General features: G+C 58.3%; 16 protein-coding genes. 2 read left to right on the top strand and 14 right to left on the bottom strand.

The window, feature by feature from the left end:
• Positions 1–157 precede the first annotated feature (157 nt).
• Entirely contained in the window at positions 158–1,231 is a 1,074-nt protein-coding gene (locus ACIOJF_RS12200; RefSeq protein WP_105657277.1) for a hypothetical protein, read from the top strand.
• 464 nt (positions 1,232–1,695) lie between these two features.
• Positions 1,696–2,127: a hypothetical protein gene (locus ACIOJF_RS12195; RefSeq protein WP_133832996.1), complete on the top strand. Its 432-nt coding sequence runs from the start codon at positions 1,696–1,698 to the stop codon at positions 2,125–2,127.
• Between the two features lie 5 nt (positions 2,128–2,132).
• Here ACIOJF_RS12195 and ACIOJF_RS12190 read toward each other — a convergent pair whose 3' ends face one another.
• From ACIOJF_RS12190 to dxr, 14 genes are all read right to left on the bottom strand, one after another.
• The gene (locus ACIOJF_RS12190) at positions 2,133–2,945 is read right to left on the bottom strand and encodes a TSUP family transporter (protein WP_181148826.1); all 813 of its coding nucleotides are present in this window, start codon (positions 2,943–2,945) and stop codon (positions 2,133–2,135) included.
• Between the two features lie 37 nt (positions 2,946–2,982).
• Positions 2,983–4,770, bottom strand: coding sequence for a proline--tRNA ligase (locus ACIOJF_RS12185; protein WP_105657275.1), 1,788 nt, complete (start codon positions 4,768–4,770; stop codon positions 2,983–2,985).
• Positions 4,771–5,375: 605 nt separating this feature from the next.
• The gene (locus tag ACIOJF_RS12180; RefSeq protein ID WP_105657274.1) at positions 5,376–7,166 is read right to left on the bottom strand and encodes an NAD(P)/FAD-dependent oxidoreductase; all 1,791 of its coding nucleotides are present in this window, start codon (positions 7,164–7,166) and stop codon (positions 5,376–5,378) included.
• A gap of 124 nt (positions 7,167–7,290) precedes the next feature.
• Positions 7,291–8,460: a GAF domain-containing protein gene (locus tag ACIOJF_RS12175; RefSeq protein ID WP_332727080.1), complete on the bottom strand. Its 1,170-nt coding sequence runs from the start codon at positions 8,458–8,460 to the stop codon at positions 7,291–7,293.
• 112 nt (positions 8,461–8,572) lie between these two features.
• Positions 8,573–9,313, bottom strand: a complete 741-nt coding sequence (locus tag ACIOJF_RS12170; RefSeq protein WP_105657272.1) for a hypothetical protein — start codon at positions 9,311–9,313, stop codon at positions 8,573–8,575.
• 369 nt (positions 9,314–9,682) lie between these two features.
• A complete protein-coding gene (locus ACIOJF_RS12165; protein ID WP_146112256.1) occupies positions 9,683–10,423 on the bottom strand; it encodes a hypothetical protein in 741 nt (246 codons plus the stop codon).
• 51 nt (positions 10,424–10,474) lie between these two features.
• Positions 10,475–11,269: a hypothetical protein gene (locus tag ACIOJF_RS12160; RefSeq protein WP_146112255.1), complete on the bottom strand. Its 795-nt coding sequence runs from the start codon at positions 11,267–11,269 to the stop codon at positions 10,475–10,477.
• Between the two features lie 516 nt (positions 11,270–11,785).
• Complete coding sequence (locus ACIOJF_RS12155; RefSeq protein WP_286134155.1) at positions 11,786–12,682, bottom strand: DUF4081 domain-containing GNAT family N-acetyltransferase; 897 nt, start codon at positions 12,680–12,682, stop codon at positions 11,786–11,788.
• On the bottom strand, positions 12,636–13,802 hold the full coding sequence (ispG, locus tag ACIOJF_RS12150) for a flavodoxin-dependent (E)-4-hydroxy-3-methylbut-2-enyl-diphosphate synthase (protein ID WP_105657267.1): 1,167 nt from the start codon (positions 13,800–13,802) through the stop codon (positions 12,636–12,638). The genes ACIOJF_RS12155 and ispG overlap by 47 nt, the downstream gene beginning before the upstream one ends.
• Before the next feature lie 139 nt (positions 13,803–13,941).
• Positions 13,942–14,496, bottom strand: a complete 555-nt coding sequence (locus ACIOJF_RS12145) for an NAD(P)H-dependent oxidoreductase (protein ID WP_105657266.1) — start codon at positions 14,494–14,496, stop codon at positions 13,942–13,944.
• Between the two features lie 121 nt (positions 14,497–14,617).
• Positions 14,618–15,040, bottom strand: a complete 423-nt coding sequence (gene arfB / locus ACIOJF_RS12140) for an alternative ribosome rescue aminoacyl-tRNA hydrolase ArfB (RefSeq protein ID WP_105661823.1) — start codon at positions 15,038–15,040, stop codon at positions 14,618–14,620.
• A 114-nt stretch (positions 15,041–15,154) separates the two neighbouring features.
• Positions 15,155–15,454, bottom strand: coding sequence for a YciI family protein (locus ACIOJF_RS12135; RefSeq protein ID WP_105657265.1), 300 nt, complete (start codon positions 15,452–15,454; stop codon positions 15,155–15,157).
• A gap of 23 nt (positions 15,455–15,477) precedes the next feature.
• On the bottom strand, positions 15,478–16,827 hold the full coding sequence (locus ACIOJF_RS12130) for a M50 family metallopeptidase (RefSeq protein ID WP_402741677.1): 1,350 nt from the start codon (positions 16,825–16,827) through the stop codon (positions 15,478–15,480).
• The gene (gene dxr / locus ACIOJF_RS12125; protein WP_402741676.1) at positions 16,824–18,047 is read right to left on the bottom strand and encodes a 1-deoxy-D-xylulose-5-phosphate reductoisomerase; all 1,224 of its coding nucleotides are present in this window, start codon (positions 18,045–18,047) and stop codon (positions 16,824–16,826) included. Before dxr ends, ACIOJF_RS12130 begins: the two co-directional genes overlap by 4 nt.
• Between the last annotated feature and the right edge of the window lie 75 nt (positions 18,048–18,122).

The following is an 18,122-nucleotide window of genomic DNA, read 5'->3' as shown; positions in this document are numbered from 1 at the left end:
TTCGATGTTGTCCGTTAAGCCTATATTGCGTTCCGCTCATTGAGAACATCTAAACGGGCACAGGTGAAGGAACTCACGCCCATTTTCTATCCATCGTGGCGCTCGACACCGCTATTGCCCTCTTTACCTGCATTGATCATGGCATGATCGAAACGCTATGACTGAAAAATCGCCCCATTCCGCCCGTCGCACCGACAGGCAAGTACGCCGCGCTCCAGGCTGGATTGCTCCGGTACTGGCTGGTGCAGTTGCCCTTGCCGTGACGTGGGGCATTGGCAGCACCATCTTCCGAGGCGCCCTGGTGGAGCGGGGCCTGCCCGAACAGGTCAATGAGGCCAGCGCCGATGCCCGCATGACGTGGGAATACGGAGCAAAGCTGGCAGACCTGGCATCTCAGGCCCAAGCCTTGGCCCAGCTGGCACCCGAGGATAACGCTTCGAGGCTATCCGCATTGGCGACTTCCTTGTCGCAGGGGTCAGCGGTGCTCGGTGAATTGCGCTTCGACGACCAAGAGCCTGCGGCATTGCCGCAAAGCTTCTCCCCCGACGCGCTGGTTGCGCTTGCCACGAATGTCGCCGACGCATCGTCAGCGATGCCTGCCTTCGCAGAACCGTCGCTGTCCAGGGATTCGAAGCTGGCCCAGATTGCTTTCCAGATCAATCTGGACGCCCGCAGCGCTGTTGCATCTTTGGGAGAAGAGCGTGATTTGGACTTGGCCTTGCCACTGAGTGCAGTCTCGGGTGAAGAAGAGCAGAAAGACCAGCCAGTAGCCTGCCTGCCTAAGGAGGAGCTGCTGGACCCCGCGAAGGAAATCACCGAAGCGCAGAACATCGAACCAACGGCCGTCGCCCGGGCCCTGGACCGCGGCTATGCACTAGATTTCGTTCTGCAGCTCACGGCTGCACGTGGTGCCGACAGCGCCAAGGAAGCCGTCGAAGCTCGACGCAGCGAGCTGGGACGCCAGCTTCGCGGCCTGCGTGCGACCGTTGACGAACAGTGCACAGACCTGCGTGAACCCGCCTATGCGCTACCCGAAGGCGGCCTCGAAGACCTGGCTGCCCTATCCGCGGAAGCCGAAGGGGATTTTGCTGATGCATTGGTCGTAGCAGCGGGCGTTAGCGATGGTGCAGCCGGCGCAAAAATTTCCGCCGTCGCTTTCCAGACTCTCAATGGCCAGCAGGGATCGAATGAGGAATACCGCATCCTTGAGACTGGCGAAGTCGGGAAATAGTTTTGGATTCAGCTAGAATTTAGCCGTATTTCACGTTTCGTTGAATTATCACGAAATAATCACGACTGCTAATTGCCCTGAGTCGAAATAGAGCACGGTTCGGGTAGAGCCAAAACAGCGCGAGGCGCACTAAAATTCACGGATGATCCGTAATTTCCATCCGCACTATAAGATATAACCCGCATATGGCATGCGGGTTTTACGCGGTATTACCCGAAACCAATTTATCAACGACCACCATTTCCTCCGCCATGGAGTGATTTCAAAGATATATGAATCTCGTTCCTATTCACTGGCTCTCGATATTCGCGCCGAAAGGGGCTATCGTGAATATCAAGTGCTTGAGATACGGAATTTGGCTCCCATAACACGGAGCGGGATTCTCCGCTTTCTTCCACTTATTGGGGAACTAACAACTTGTGGCTAGGTCGTCAATTGGAGGTTGGGTAATGTCAGGTCGATTCATGCGTTCGAAGACAGCAGAACTGGTCAGCGAAGTGATCGGTTCAAGGCAAGGTCGGGCGCAACTCAGTTCACATGGTTGGGTCCAAGGCATGCCTATTGTCATTGCGCAACCTGAGGAAACAGTCAACGACGTCATGTCGCTCGTGGCCGCGCATCAGCCACCAGCGCTGATCGCTACTCTCGATCCGGCGAACAACGATTTGTGGTTCCTGTATGTATCCATCGGTTGCACAGCGTTGCAGGTTGTAGATCCGCTGGAAAGCCACACTACGGTTTCCCAACTCTACAAAACTGCAATGGGTTCCAGCTTCTTGACTTTCAGGATCGCGCAAATGGCGACCAGTTCCATGGTCCATGCCATTGAACCCCAGCATGTCCAGCACTACGCCGGATACCCGCCAATCGACACATCAGCGGCTAGCGGCCGCTAAAGCTATCACTTGCCGGCGAGGATCAGGTCCGAGCCGAGTTTGATAATCAGTGCCGAAACGACGATCACGAAAACAATGCGAATAAAGGCGCTGCCCTTTGAGATCGCCATGCGCGCCCCGAGATAACCGCCAAGCATATTCATCACGCCCATGGCCAGGCCTAATGCGACTAGGACGTGCCCCGTGGGGATGAAGAGCAGCAGAGCACCTGCGTTGGTGCAAAGGTTAACGATCTTCGCCTTGGCGGAGGACTGCAAGAAGTTGTAGCCCAGCACTGTCACCATGGCGATGATCAAGAACGATCCAGTCCCGGGACCGATCATCCCGTCGTAGCCGCCAATCAGCAGCCCAATCAGGATGGCTCGAAGATAATGCCCATGCCCGGCGTAGCGCAGGCGCGACAGCTCCCCGGCTTTGGGCTTCAGGATCGTGAACAGCAGCACCGCAATGAGCGCTGCGATAATGATGGGCTGAATGGCTCCAGAGGGAAGAATTGTGGCCAGCGCAGCTCCGCCGAAGGCACCGAGCATGGCAGTCAATGCCATCGGAATAGCGGTCTTCAAATCCGGGCTGGTGCGCCGGTAGTACGTCACCGCGCTGGTAGCCGTTCCGAAGATTGAGCCCAGCTTATTCGTGGCCAGCGCCTGCACCGGCGTGATGCCGGGGAAAAGAAGCAGCGCGGGCAATTGAATCAGGCCGCCACCGCCAACTACCGCGTCAATCCATCCAGCGCCCAAAGCTGCAAGAAGCAGCAACACCAGGGGCCAGAAGGAGACGGGTTCACCGTTGACGGACAGCAATTCCAAGAACTCTTGCACCGCGCTACTCCCCTATTCAGTTATTGGCTACAGCCTTTTAGGCGCTCAGCTCAGCGACAACGTCCTCGACCTTGACATCGCGGCGTTCGCCGGTGGCACGATCCTTGACCTCAACTACGCCCTCAGCAAGTCCACGGCCCACAACAACGATGGTTGGAATGCCGATCAGTTCTGCATCCGAGAACTTCACGCCCGCGGACACCTTTGGACGGTCATCCAAGATAACTTCCAAACCGGCCGATTCAAGTTCTGAGGCCAACTTCTCAGCAGCCTCAAGCAGTTCTGGGCCCTTGCCGGTAACGACCATGTGGACGTCGGCTGGAGCAACCTGCTTTGGCCATGCCAGACCGTTTTCGTCATGGTAAGCCTCGGCCAGTGCTGCTACCGCACGGGTGACGCCAATGCCGTAGGAGCCCATGGTGACAACCTTCAGCTTGCCGTTCTGGTCCAGGACCCGCAGATCCAGAGCCTCAGCGTACTTGCGGCCAAGCTGGAAGATATGACCCATTTCGATACCGCGTTCGGTGCGCAATGGGCCCGAGCCGTCCGGTGCCGGGTCGCCCTCTAGCACGTTGACCGACTCGATGGTGCCGTCAAAGCCGAAGTCGCGCTCGGCCACCAAGCCGAAAACGTGCTTGCCCTTTTCGTTGGCGCCGGTGATCCACGAGGTACCGGATACTACGCGAGGATCAACCAGGTAGGTGATGCCGCTGGTGCCTTCGGTACCCAGAACGGCCTGATCCAGGCCGTTGCCTGGGCCGATGTAGCCGGCAATCAATTCCGGGTGCTTGGCCAAGTCTTCACCGCTAGCGGCTTCAACCTGGACCTCGCCGATGATGCCCAGCGGGGCACCTACGGTAGCTTCGACACGCTTCAGGTCCACCTGGCGGTCGCCTGGAACACCGATGACTACCAACTGGCGGTTGCCTTCTGGATCGGTCAACGCCAGGACAACGTTTTTCAGGGTGTCCTTGGCTTCCCAAGCACCGGACTCGCGTGGGCGCAGCTCGTTGGCCGCGGCAACCAGCGTCTCGATGGTCGGGGTATCCGGGGTATCGACAACTTCGAACGCAGGTGCGTTGGCGTAATCGATGGACGCTGGCACTACGGTGGTGACAGCTTCCACGTTGGCTGCGTAACCGCCGGCCGAACGGACGAAGGTATCCTCGCCAATAGCTGTTGGATGCAGGAATTCCTCGGACTTGGAGCCGCCCATGGCACCAGCCTGCGCGAAGACCGGAATAACTTCCAGTCCCAGGCGCTCGAAGATCTTCAGGTAGGCGCCGCGGTGAGCCATGTAGGCTTCGTCCAGGCCTTCATCATCGATGTTGAAGGAGTACGAATCCTTCATGATGAATTCGCGGCCACGCAGCAGGCCCGCGCGTGGACGTGCTTCGTCGCGGTACTTGTTCTGGATCTGGTACAGGTAGACCGGAAGATCCTTGTACGAGTTGTACAGATCCTTCACCAGCAGCGTGAACATTTCCTCATGGGTCGGCGCCAAGAGGTAGTCTGCATCTTTGCGGTCCTTGAGACGGAACAGGCCTTCGCCGTATTCGGTCCAACGGCCGGTCTGTTCGTAAGGTTCACGTGGCAGCAGCGCTGGGAAGTGGACTTCCTGGCCGCCGATAGCGTTCATTTCCTCGCGAACAATAGCTTCAACGCGCGCAAGGACCTTCAAACCCAACGGCAACCAGGTGTAGATGCCCGGGGCCGCACGACGGATGTAACCGGCGCGTACCAACAACTTGTGGCTGGCGACTTCGGCGTCAACCGGATCTTCACGCAAGGTGCGCAAGAAGGTAGTGGAAAGCTTCAAAACCACTCGGGGTGTCCTTTTCCGTCCGTCGACTTCAGAAATATTTTCGGATGCCGACTAGCTATGCAAAATCAAATGGGTTTTGGCCGCAAAATTGGCCTTAATCAATGCTACAGCTTTCGGCCACTTCCCAATAAATTCAAGGGCTTGCGCGGAATCGTGTTGCGTGCCCGGGGCCGGATGCGGGCCTCTGGATAGATGGTGGGCGCTGCAGGGTTCTGTTTCGTTGAGTCGCTGCCAGCAAAGGACATCCCAGTCGGGTGCCAGTTCCCCGCCGATTTGTACTTGCCAGCACCCATGGCGAGGCTTACGCGGAAGCATGGCGCAGCTGGGTCGGCTGCGGCGCGCAGGCCGGTGCACCGGCGTTGTTGCGGCATCCGCGGTCTGCGCCGATTCATAAACTGCGCAGGTGCCAGGAGCGTGGGAATCATGGTTCATCCGGCTTTCCGTTCAATTCGTTGTGCGATTTCCAGGCCGTTGCAGTTCAACGAAACGTCCGGATGAGGCTCGAAAACCGCCACGTGGCAGACGCGCGGGTGACCCGGAGGAAGCGCCATACAGCGCTTGCTCCGGGACCGGGAAACCGATTCACGGGCAGGGAAACGGTTTTATCAGGATTGATGATAGGTTTCGGCGAGCGCATACACCGGAGTTCCGATGCCCTCGTACCGTGCCTTGAGCTGCAAGCCCAGATACTTCGAATAATGCCTGGACTGGTGCAGGTTGCCTCCGTGGAACCAGAGGTTCTTGACCTTGGTGGGCTTCCACATATTGCGCAGTTCCCCCTGCCATGGACCCGGATCCTTAGCGGTCCCCGACCCCAGGCCCCAGCATTTTCCGACTTCATCCGCGACTTCCTGGGAGATGAGCTTCGCCGCCCATCCGTTCATCGAGCCGTAACCGGTGGCGTAGACCACCGCGTCCGCCGGCAGTCGAGTGCCATCGGCCAGCACCACCGATTCTTCGGTCAAGTGCGATACCTCGCCATGGGCCAAAGCAATCGATCCGTCGGCCACCAGCTCGCTGGCACCGATGTTGATGTAGTACCCCGAGCCGCGGCGCAGGTACTTGAGGAACAGCCCTGAACCGTCGTCGCCGAAGTCCAGCTCGAATCCCGCATCCGCCAGCGACTTGTAGAAGTGCGCGTCTTCCTGCTGGATTTTCTCGAAGACCGGCTTATGGAATTCCGGGAGGACTTTGTACGGGATGGAGGCGAAGATCAGGTCTGCCTTGTTGTGGTCTATGCCGGCAGCGAGGGCTTCTTCCGAGTACAGTCCGCCCAGCACATGCTTCATCAGCGATTCGGAGCGCACGATATGCGTGCTGGAACGTTGGACCATAGTCGGCTTGGCCCCGTTTTGCACCAGATCCGCGCAGATATCGTGTGCGGAGTTGTTGGCGCCGATAACCACGACGTTCTTGCCCGCGTACCGTTCGCCGCCTGGATGCTTGGAGGAATGGTTCTGCTCGCCTTTGAAGATCTCGGCTCCCGGGTACTGGGGAATGTTCGGAATACCGGACATGCCGGTGGCCAGCACCAGCTGGGTGGGACGCAGGGTCAATGGTACTCCGTCGCGTTCTACCTCGACGATCCACCCCTCTCCTTCCGGATCCTGCCGGGCGCTGGTCGCTTCAGTCAGTGACCAATAGTCCAGCTCCATGAGCTTGGTGTAGCTTTCCAGCCAATCCCCCATCTTGTCCTTGGGCGTGAACACCGGCCAGTGGTCGGGGAAATCAATGTAGGGCATATGGTCATACCAGACCGGATCGTGCAGCGCCAAGGAATGGTAGCGCGAACGCCATTGGTCACCGGGACGCGGATGCCTATCGATGACCAGGGCAGGAACACCCATGCGCTTGAGCCGAGCGGCCAAGCCTATGCCGCCTTGGCCGCCGCCGACAATCAGCGTGTAGGGCTGGTCGGTGATCCCCAGGGACTGCTGCTGCGCGGTGCGTCGATCAAGCCAGTTTTCCTTGCTCATCGCTACGCCGTGCTCGGCGCCCAGTTCGCGGCGCGGACCAGCAGGTTCGGGGAATTTGCGCAGGCCCTGCGCGGTGCTCAGCAGGGTCCAGGCCTTCCCATCGCGCAAGCGGAGTAATCCAAGCCCGTTGAATGCGTCGTTCTCGAACGTGTACCAGGCTTCAATGACGCCGTCAGCCTCTTGTGCGCTGGTGACTTCGATGTTCCGCGGCCACGCGCCTCGTTCAACGCCAAGCAGCATCTTCTCGATCCCGTCACGGCCCTCGCTGGTGTGAAGGTTCCATGTCATCGAGGCCAGATCCCGCCAGTAGCACTCCTCCGAAAATAGCTGCACAGCTGCTGGCGCGTCACCCGCTTCCAACGCTATCTGCAAGGAATGGAACCAGCTCCGGGCTTGCAACAAGCAATCATTGTCAGTCATTTGCGTCTCATCTCTTCATCGGGATTCAATGGATGGCCATTCGGGCCCTCCGCGACTAATGAAAGAATATGATCTGCGTCACAAAAGAAAAGCGTTGCAATAGGTTGCAGCTGCTCCGGGATTGCTAGTGGCTGCTCACCGGGACCACGATCCGGTAGGGACGTGAGGCGATCAGGCCACGCAGCTTGGAACGCAAGCGGGATATTTCGGCACGGATGGTGACGTTCGGCGTATCCGCAGGCCACAGGCTCGCCAACTGCCCTGAGCTCACTCCGTGAGGGTTCGCAGCCAGCAGCTCAAGGATCTGCCAATGCTTCGCGCTCAAGTTGATGCGCGTCGCCCCACCGGGCGAATGGACAATAGCCTGCAGTGAAGCTCCTGCGTACAGCTGGAGGCTCACCTGGCCTTCTGCCCTTTGCAGCAGCCAGCCTCCCGGTGTCCGCCGCGCATCTATTGATCCCAGCCCGGAAATCCAGTTCCGCCCTTCTTCCATGGACATCGGCAAATTGAGCTTGGATCCAACACTGTAGCCTTGGGCGGCGGCTATGGAGCCTTGCACGTCAACTAGGACGTACTCGCCTTCGGGCAGTTGGGTGGAAAGCTGGAGCGTCTGCATTTTCAAGGCATGCTCGGTTTGCAGAAATAATTCTGCTTCTCGGGCCACGGATGAGACCAGAGCCAAGGAGTGCGGATGCGCCGTGCGGAACGAGCCTGCCAGCGTGATCGTGCCAATCAGCGCCGAGGCGGCAGGATTCATGACCGGCGCCGATGTGCAGACCCAGTTGTGCTGTTCTTCCCGGGCATGCTCCGGGCCGAAAATCTGCACCGGGGCACGCTCGGCCATTGCCGCGCCGATCCCATTAGTGCCCACGTCGCTTTCGCGCCAGCGTGCACCGGCGACAAATCCGATGCCGTCACTTCGGCGGCGTACTGCAGAGGGCCCGAGCACCCAGAGCACGAATCCTTGCTCGTCGGAGATGACCAGCTGGTTTCCCGCCTGGGTGGCCAAGGAGAGCAAACGCTCCTTGAAGAGCTCGACCAGTCCGTTGAGTTCTTCGTTGGCCTGCCTGCGCTCGCGTATTTCAGAAGTATCCAAGGGAACGATATCTGTTCCAAGCTTGCCGGCCCTGGACCATGAACGAGCCACCACTGGCCGCACCACTTCAGGGATGCACGCACCTTCGGCCCAGAGCTGATGCAGGGACTTCAAGCTTCGGGCTTTGCGCGTCGGATCCTCGCCCGCAGTCAAGGCAGCCTCGATGGATTTGCGTGGCGCACCGTGTTCCAGGGTCATCCATTGAGAATGCCATGACTCGCGCATCATTGGGAAGCATTTGCCGCGCAAAGAAGTGAAGACTCTTCTGATTCCCTTGGAACCAGAAGAGCCTTCAACGGCTGAAGGAGGCCTACTTGGCCGTGGCCTTAACCTCTTCAACTGCCTTGTTCAGTTCCTCAACGAGTGCTTTCACAGCCTCGCCATCAGCTTGTTCGCCAGTTTGGGTGCGGGAAACGGCCACAACATTTTCACCGACTACGCCCTGAATCTGGTAAGAACCGCCTGGGACCTCTTCGCCATTCATGGTCATGGCAGTGTGGGTTACGATGGTCTTGTCCGCATCGGATTCAGCATCCAGGATCTTGGCCGAGGCAGAAACTTTCTGGCCCGCAACACTCATCGAGAAGTCCTCGCAGCCCTGCAGGTCCTTGGCATCTACCATGTCCTTGATTGCATCCAGCTTGGCAGTATCCTCGTAGCCAGCGACGGAGTAGCTGTTGCTCTCGCCTGTTTCGCCAACGACGATCGCTGCGGCCATGTTGACGCCGTCCAGGTCCTGGGTCCCCTGCTGCGAGACGAACTCGGCGCACTTCGCAGGTTCGATCTCCATCTGATCGATCAGGCCCTTGGCGCTTTCCAATGAGCCGCTAAGTGCATCGCTATCCAGAACCTGCACATTCGGTCCGTCTCCACCCAAGGTTTTGGCAACTGCAGCGGCTTGCTCAGCAGTCAGCGCTGGCACCCCCGCGCTTTCCTGCTCCTGAGGGGCCTCCGAAGAGCCAGCAGCGCCCTCGGTCCCTGAATTCGAGCTGCAACCGGTCAAGGCAAGGGCAACTGCTACAGGCAGCACCCAGAGTGAACGCTTCTTCATGGTGATTTCCTCACGTTGGTGATGATAAGCCATCCACAGTATTTCACAATGTGTTGGAAATAAAAGGACTATGAGAGAGTGTTGCAGCGAATGGAATAGAGTCCAAAGTTCACTTGAATGGTCAAGGGTTGGTCGCTTGCCACCCGTTGCCAGGAAAAGCACCAGTCAAAGAGAAATCGGCAGGCACCGCACAGAAACAAGGTCCCAGCAGTTGATTTCTCGTTCATCTGCCAAGCGGGCCAATATGACTCGGAGGTACGCTGCTTCGAGGAAAAGGCATGTTGGCTGCTAAACCACGAGCTCTGCACTCCTCGGTGCAAGGCCAACTGATGTTGGAGAGTCCATAAAACGGATACCCCGCCCGTTCGGCTACTGAGCCGCCTCGATTTCGGCGAACGCCCGATCTGCCAGCTCCACTGCCTGTGCGGCTAGTTCAGCTGGTTGCTGCGAACCGGTCTGCAGGGTAACCAGCACGAAATTGCCATCTTGCAGAGCCTGCACAACGACCGAGGTCAGTAGCTGTCCGCCACCCGCATCCATCTGGGTGGACATGGTCAACGATTGATCCGCTTCGACGTCCAGCGGCAGGATCTGGCGTTGAGTTTCGATTTCCTCGCCGCCCAGCTCAACAGTGGCCTTTTCACATCCCTCCAGATCATCCAGCGTCAATGCCTCCGATACGTTCTTGCGGGTGGCCTCGTCGGTCAACGAGAAGACCTGCACGACTTTGCCGACGGATTCGGAGGAACTGGTCGCCGTTGCGGATACCGATGCCGTCAAGTCGGTAACTGAATACTTGGCATTCATCTCGGCACACTTTTCCGGCTTGATTCCGCTGGGAGTTTCAGCGTTCTTGGCAACTTCCAGTTGCTTCTGCATCTGCTCATTGCCAACTATCTGGACTGCGTTGTCGCCTTCCAAAAGCTTGGAAGCAATGGACTCTGCCTGCTCCGCACTGAGCACATCACCCGAGGCAGAAGTCTTCTTGCTTTCCGCCGGGGCCGTCGAAACAGCCGTTTCCGCTGGTTCTGTCGCGGAATTCGAAGAACATCCAGCCAGCATCATGGTCGTGGCCAATGGCAATGCCCAGAGGGCTAAACGCTTAGTCATCTATTGCTTTCCGTAATTGCCACCGGAAGACCGATGGCGTCTTGAAATGAACTACTGGGTAAGTCGGTTCATGAGTTCTTGGAGGATCCCGGATGCTTCTTCAACTTCGTTCGCGGTGTTCGCGGCAGAAGTGGAACGCTGAATGCCGAGCAGGACGTTCGAATTAGCGGAGCGAATGATGAGCTGCTGTTTGGTGGACGACCCATCACTGCTGGTAATTACATACCCGTCGGCCAATCCTGCAGCAGAATCAATAGGCTGCTTTGCAATGTGGTAAGCGCGAGTCTCATTGCCTAATTTGACTGTGTAACGCGAGCAATCAGCATTGGCCTCAGTTTTGGCAACCCATTGCGCTTGCAAAACTTCAGGGTCTTTGTAGATTGCAACAGTTAGGTAGCTGTCCTCGAATTCGATGGCGCCCATCGTGGCGCTCTGCAATTGATCTGCGACCGGCTCAGCAAAGGTAACTCCGCATTTACTGGGATTCACTTGGGCGTTCTCTATCCACTCCTGTGCTTGCGGAATGCTCTTGCGTAGCTGTTTGTCGTTGATGACTTGGGAGTTTTCTTCGTCTTTGGCGAAATCCTCAAGCAGATTTTCCAGCTGTCCGTCGTCGAGCTGGACTGGGGCGACCGTCGAGGCACCGGTTTCGACTTCTGGCGAACTGCATCCACTAATGAGGAGTACTGCTGCGCACATAGCAGCACCCAAATACGCTTTAGTACCAATGGCTTGAACCACAAATTTTCCCATCACCATCACTTTTACACTTTCGAGTCTAGAAGACTGATGATCATTCGATGGGCATTGTTGCTCCCGCGTTGAGCGGAAGAAGAAATAGCCCAAGTTGCATAGCACCTGGGTCCCGTTTCCCTTGCCGGGTCATTAAGCGAATGGATTGCTCTCCATTAGCCGGAGAAATGGATGTTTGCCGCAGCTAAGCGAAAGTCCTCAAAGGATGCTAAACAGGTTTCCCGCCACTCGAGCTTCGCCAGCGATACAAAGGAAAAGCAGGTAATGGGGACTCATAGCGGCTAAGTGGGTCGCGGCGATAAGCTCAACTTCCGGCAACAGTCGTTCATGCGACTTTATTTGTCGATGCTCGGGCTTCATTGGCCGCGCAGCTGGAGCACTGACTGCCGCGAATACCGAATGGCCCGTTATAGCGCCGTATTAGTCATGAGAACGTTGCACAACTGACGATGAACCGGGATCCGCAATCAACTTCGTTTTCGCCTTCACCTGCGGGATTCTTTGCAGCCAGCCAGATCCGCGGTAAGGCGGAATTGTTTCTGGCGAAGTAGCTGCAGGTGGCTCAAGAGCAGAACCGGTTGATTTCCACGTTGCCCGTGCCACTGCTGTTCAGAACAGGATCGTTGCGAAGGTGCCGACCTGTTCAAAGCCGATGCGCTGATAAGTCTTGATTGCAGCGGTGTTGTAGTCGTTGACGTACAGGCTCACTACAGGAGCGAACTGCATCGCGTAGTCCACCGTGGAGGCCATGTAGCCGGCAGCCAAGCCTTGGCCGCGATACATCGGGTTCACCCAAACACCTTGGATTTGCACTACTTCGTCGGTGACGGTGCCTAAATCAGCCTTGAAAATCACGTTGCCGCGCTGGTCGCAGTCCATGAGCGTGTGCCCCTCACGAATTAACTGGCGTACACGGTTGCGGTAGAAGCTTCCCCCGTTTTCCAACGGCGAATATCCAAGTTCTTCTTCGAACATGGCAGCGCTGGCAGGCAGGACTAGGTCGAATTCCTGAACCTGAGCCGGCCGAATCCGGTTGCGGCGAATTCCCTCCGGGATTTGGGTGATGGCCATTAATGGCTGATTTTCCCGGACATCAAAAATTTCTTGCGGACCACCCCGCAAGACGTCATGCATGGCCAGAACTGTTTCTGCCGGTCCGAATACCGAGGCGAATCGCTGTCGGGAATCGATGGCATGCATGGCGTACTTCTGGGCATCGGACTCCGGCATGGCGGTGGGCGCCATATTAGCGCCCACCCAGCATGCCGATTCAAGACCTTCGCTGCCGTCCAAGCCAACGATGTGCGCAAACCCGTCTGGGACTGCTGACCGGTGGATGCTCACCTGCGAACGGGTGAATATATTGGCGACGGGGTCGCGATCGAGCAGCTCAATGAGGGCTGTCGTATCACGACGGCCCAAGATGCGCGGCTCTCCCTCGACGCTCCGGCGGCTAGTTCTAGCTGACGGAGACCATGGGAGAACCCGAGGAAGGATTCTCGTCATTGTCCAGTCCCATTTCTGCTGCCAAACGGTTGGCTTCTTCAATCAAAGTCTCAACAATTTGATCTTCCGGGACGGTCTTGATGACTTCGCCCTTAACGAAGATCTGCCCCTTGCCATTGCCGGAGGCAACGCCGAGGTCAGCGTCGCGGGCTTCGCCCGGTCCGTTGACAACGCAGCCCATTACTGCCACGCGCAATGGAGCCTTCATGCCTTCGAGCCCAGCGGTAACCTGCTCGGCCAAGGTGTAGACATCCACCTGGGCACGACCGCAGGACGGGCAAGAAACGATGTCCAGCTTGCGGGGGCGCAGGTTCAACGATTCCAGAATCTGGTTGCCGACCTTCACCTCTTCTACCGGTGGAGCGGACAGCGATACGCGAATGGTGTCGCCAATGCCCTTGGAGAGCAGTGCACCGAAAGCGGTGGCGGACTTGATGGTGCCCTGGAATGCTGGACCGGCTTCGGTCACGCCCAGGTGCAGTGGCCAGTCCCCGCGTTCGGCCAGCATCTCGTAGGCACGGACCATGATCACAGGGTCGTTGTGCTTTACCGAGATCTTGAAGTCATGGAATCCATGCTCTTCAAATAGGGAAGCTTCCCAAACAGCTGATTCAACCAGCGCTTCAGGGGTGGCCTTGCCGTACTTCTGCAGCAAGCGGCGATCCAGCGAGCCAGCATTGACGCCGATGCGAATGGAGGTGCCGTGGTCCTTGGCGGCCTGCGCGATTTCCTTGACCTGGTCATCGAACTGGCGGATATTGCCGGGGTTCACGCGCACCGCGCCACAGCCTGCTTCGATGGCAGCGTAGACGTACTTTGGCTGGAAGTGGATATCGGCGATCACCGGGATCTGCGACTTCATCGCAATGATCTTCAGCGCTTCCGCATCCTTATCCGTTGGGCAGGCCACACGCACGATGTCGCAACCGGCAGCGGTCAGCTCGGCAATCTGCTGCAAGGTGGCGTTGATGTCGTGGGTCTTGGTGGTAGTCATCGACTGAACCGAAATCGGCGAGTCGGAGCCGACACCTACGGATCCAACCTGGAACTGGCGAGTCTTGCGACGTGGTGCGAGTACCGGCGGTGGGCCTGCCGGCATGCCTAGGCTGACCGAAGTCAATGGACGCCTCCGAATAGATTGTGGGTATTTCTCTAGTCCAAGTATGTCACCGTATCGCGGTGAGCGGGTACTCATGCGAGAAAGGCCACGGTTACCGTGGCCTTTCTTGCACTATTGAGCTTCCGGGGATCGTGAAAACCTAGTTGGCTTCGGCGATTTCCTTGATGCTGCTCAGCACGCCAGAGACCTGCTCGACAACTTCAGCGTCATCCTTCGGGTGCAGTTCAGCGAAGCGTACTACCGAGTTAGGGATAGCCAGCTTGACGTTTTCCAGCACGTTGGCGCCGGCGATGTTCAGTGCCTTGCGCGCTTCGTCCTGCGCCCAGACGCCACCGTACTGTCCGAAAGCGGTGCCAACGACCACGGTTGGCATGTCCTTGAGCGCACCGGCACCGAAGGGGCGGGACAGCCAGTCAATGGCGTTCTTCAGGACAGCTGGCATGGTGCCGTTGTACTCAGGAGTGACCAGCATCAGCGCATCGGCGTCACCGGCTGCGTCGCGCAGGGCCTGGGCGGCGGCAGGAACGCCACCTTCCACGTCGTGGTCCTCGTTGTAGAAAGGAATGTTCTCCAAGCCGCTGAACACGGAAACTTCCATGCCTTCAGGTGCGTTGTGCGAAGTGGCTTCGGCCAGCTGCTGGTTGGTCGAACCGTTGCGCAGGGAACCGACGAGGGTGAGGACCTTGGTGGTCATAGGGTGTTCTCCTAAAGGCAAAATAATAGAAAGCTGACGCTTCACCTACTTTCAACCGTTTCCCCACCCCAACCATTCCGTGCAGCAAAGTGACATGAAGCACAGTAGCTGATCGCTGGGATCAGTCCATCCCTGGTTTGCGGCGAAGTTGCTTGGTGGCTGAGCGAGTAGCTTTGGCACTCAGCCTGCGCCGGTGAGAACCGCGGGTAGGTTTCGTTGCCTTGCGTGCCGGTGCATCCGGCGCCAGCGCTTTTTCCACGATGCGCCCCAACTTCTCTTGGGCGAGCTGGCGGTTGCGCCATTGCGATCGTTCTTCGGAAGCAGTCACGACGATGGCCCCGGCCACCAAGCGAGGTCCGAGCTTCGCCAGCAAGCGCTGACGCTGCCAGTCGGACAAGGCCCGCGAAGCGCCAATTACCCAGGTGAGTTCCACCCGTGAGTCCGAGGTATTCACATGCTGCCCGCCGGGGCCCGAGGAACGGGAGAAATGCCAGTTCAGCTCGGCTGCAGGGATCGCCAGCGTTGACGTGATCTGCACATCCATGATGTTTTCCACTTCCTCTCCCCTACCAGTCTGCGCCATCCGAGCTGTTTAATGCAGGCAGCCTCCGCTGTTCTCGGAAAAGAACAGCGGAGGCTGGTGCAAGGTACCTATCGCCTAGGACGCGAAATCCTCCAGCAGGCCAATTACCGGGTTCCATTCGGTGACGGTGGCCGCGCCGATTCCGCCAACCTTCTGGAAAGGATCATTGGAAAGCACTTCGTCCAGCGCAGCTTGCGATTCTGCCGCGAAGATCAACAGCGCGCCGTCGTTGACCGGGGTCGGCCCCGAAGCAAGAAGGCGTACCGCACCTTCGCCCAGGAAGCCGCAAAGGTACTGGCGGTGTGCTGGACGGTGTTCATTGCGCAGCTCGGTGGAGTTCTCGGCGTACGCGTATTCAACAGCAAAAACAGTCATGCCTACAGCATATTTCTCCCTGCTTAGAACAGCTGTATCGGCTTGAAGATATCCGCATATATTAAGAGCCCGCCCATGACCAGCATCGCTACCACCACGACATAAGTCAGCGGCAAGAGCTTGACCGTGTCCACAGGCCGTACCTTCTTGATCCTGAAGATCCTGGCAACTGTGCGCTTCAGCCCCTCATACAGCGCGCCCACCACGTGGCCGCCATCCAGCGGCAGCAGCGGGATCAGGTTGAAGGCGAACAGGGCCAAGTTCAAACCGCCCACCAATGACAGCAAGGTTGCGAATTTGTCAGCTACCGAGATGGAATCCTCCGCGCTGATCTCTCCGGCAATGCGCCCAACGCCCACGATGGACACCGGCCCATTCGGGTCGCGTTCCTCGCTGCCAAAAGCAGCTTGGGCGACATCCACCATGCGCTGGGGCAGGTGCAGGATGACTTCGCCAATTCTCAGCAACTGATCCCCGATCACGCCGGGAACCGCGCTCAGCGGCTGGGTCAGGTCCCGCTGCAAGGAGCCCATCCCGACGAAACCGACCTTGGTCATGATGTATTCGCCCTGCTCATCGAGCAGCACGTAGCCATTTTCGTCGGTCGCCGGGCGTTCGGTCAGATACGGAGTCAGCTCGGTGGTGCGAATCTGCCCGTCGCGGGCATAGTCCAGGGTGATGGGTTCTCCTGGATGATCGCGGATGACATCGGTGAGCTTATTCCATTCAGCTTCCGCAACAGCGGTGCCGTTTACGGCGGTGATCGTGTCCCCTGGCAGGAGGCCTGCCTCGTAAGCCGGCGCTGGGACATCCTTGTCGGTGCATTCGGCCTGCTCTGCGTTCTGTGCGCTGGCAATGCACTGGTACACCTCGGAGACTGTGGTGGTTGGCGTAGCCTGGCCGAAGCTGGTCAGCACGATGCCGATCACCACGAACCCGATGACCAGGTTCATGATTGGGCCACCGAGCATGATGATGACGCGCTTGTAGATCGGCAGCTGGTAGAACAGCCGGCCTTCATCGCTGGGCAGCACGTTCTCGTTGGCCTGCGAGCGTGCGTCATCCACCATCTGTCCGAAGACCTTCTGGAAGAGATTCGGCTTCTTCCCGGAAGCATCCGAGACGACCTGGTCGCGTGGCGGGTACATGCCCACCATCGAGATGTAGCCGCCCAGGGGCAGGGCCTTGATGCCGTATTGCGTTTCGCCACGCTTGAAGGAAACCAGCGTTTTGCCGAAACCGATCATGTACTGCGGAACGCGCAGCTTGAACAGTTTCGCGGGTACCAGGTGCCCGATTTCATGCAGCGCAATGGACAGCCCGACGGCTACCACCATGAATAGGACGCCGCCGATGAACAGCAATGCACTCATGCTTTGGCCTCGATGATCTTCGTTGCATGGGCGCGGGCCCAGCGGTCTGTTTCCAGCACTGTTTCGACCGATAGCGCTGCGCTCATCGGGGTGTACTCGTCCAAGGCCCGTTCCACGGTCTCAACGATGTCGGTGAAGCGGATCTTTCCATCGTGGAAGGCATCCACTGCAATTTCGTTGGCGGCGTTATAGACAGCCATATGCGTTCCCGACGACGCTGCGGCCTGCTTGGCAAGCTTTACAGCGCTGAAGACCTCCTCATCCAGTGGTTCGAAGGTCCAGCTTGCTGCGGTGGAGAAATCGCAAGCCTTCGCGGCACCGGCAACCCGATGCGGCCAATTAATGCCCAAAGCGATCGGCAGGCGCATATCCGGCGGCGATGCCTGGGCGATCACCGAACCGTCGATGAACTCCACCATCGAGTGAATGATTGACTGGCGATGCACCACAGGCTCGATCTTTTCCAGTGGCACGTCGAACAGCAGGTGGGCTTCGATGACTTCCAAAGCCTTGTTGACCATGGTGGCCGAGTTGGTGGTGACCATGCGCCCCATGTCCCAGGTTGGATGAGCCAGCGCCTGGGCGGGGGTGACATCACGCAGCTGCTCATGGCTGTAGCCGAAGAATGGGCCGCCAGAGGCAGTCACCAGCAGCTTGGCCACTTCCTCGGGCGCGCCAGAGCGCAGGGCCTGGGCGAGGGCGGAGTGCTCGGAATCAACGGGCGAGATCTGGCCTGGTGCCGCGATCCGCTTGACTACCTGGCCTCCGATGATCAGGGATTCCTTATTGGCCAGTGCCAGCAGGTGGCCGGCTTCCAAGGCAGCAATGGTCGGGGCTAGGCCAATGGCACCGGTGATGCCATTGAGCACCACGTCGGCCTCGGCGAAAGCGGCAACCTCGGTTGCCGCATGCGCGCCGGCCACCAGCTCGGGAGTGTATCCGGTTACCGATGCATCTTCTGCGGCTCGCTTAATGGCCGCGGCAAGCTCCTCGTTGGATTCCACGGCGCTGCCAACGAGCGCAGGGCGGTGCTTAATTGCCTGGCGAGCCAGTAATTCAAGGTTGTACCCACCGGACAGCGCTGCCACGGAGAATTGCCCGGATGCGTTTTCGATGACGTCCAGTCCCTGCGTGCCGATGGAACCGGTGGAACCGATCAGGCTGACGCGACGGGGATGTCCGGCTGGAATGAAAGTTTTCTGGGAGCTCACCCTACCCATTATGGTTCGTTTTACTGTGAGCGCCCAAAGAGCGCCACACCCCAAAATCAGGATGCAGCGCCCCCTCTGGCAAGA

It is taken from the genome of Glutamicibacter sp. NPDC087831, from assembly GCF_044742845.1.
GTDB lineage: Bacteria > Actinomycetota > Actinomycetes > Actinomycetales > Micrococcaceae > Glutamicibacter.
This window is presented reverse-complemented; position numbering and strand designations above follow the sequence as displayed.